The 398-nt window shown below is 56.8% G+C and carries 1 pseudogene; it reads left to right on the top strand.

The window, feature by feature from the left end:
• Positions 1–277, top strand: a pseudogene (locus tag EE949_RS08390) (transglutaminase family protein); the annotation flags it as partial.
• Positions 278–398: the final 121 nt, after the last annotated feature.

Here is a 398-nt window from a genome sequence, read left to right as displayed (position 1 = left end):
CCTGTGCAGCGAAGACAGCGATCACCTGTCCAGCCATGCATGGGCCGAAGCCTGGATCGATGATGCGTGGTATAGCTTCGACGTGACCAATCAACTGGCTATTCCCGAGCGCCATTTGAAACTGGCCGTCGGTCTGGACTATCTCGATGCGTGTCCGGTACGCGGGATGCGGCGTGGAGGCGGGGCAGAGCAGATGCACGCCAAGGTGGTGGTGTCGCCGATGGTGAGTGTGCCGAAGACCAAGGCAAGGGTTCAGGGTCAGGCGCAACATCAATAACCCTGCACCTCCGATCCTCATATCAGGCAGCGCACTCATAAACGTGCCCTGTCTGATGTTTTCCCGGATGTATTCACGCATTTGAATATTATTCCGCCGGGTCGTCCGTAATGTCATACAG

Source organism: Pseudomonas viridiflava (assembly GCF_900602065.1).
Taxonomy (GTDB): Bacteria; Pseudomonadota; Gammaproteobacteria; order Pseudomonadales; family Pseudomonadaceae; genus Aquipseudomonas.
The sequence above is the reverse complement of the archived record's forward strand: the minus strand, read 5'-3'. Positions and strand labels throughout refer to the sequence as shown.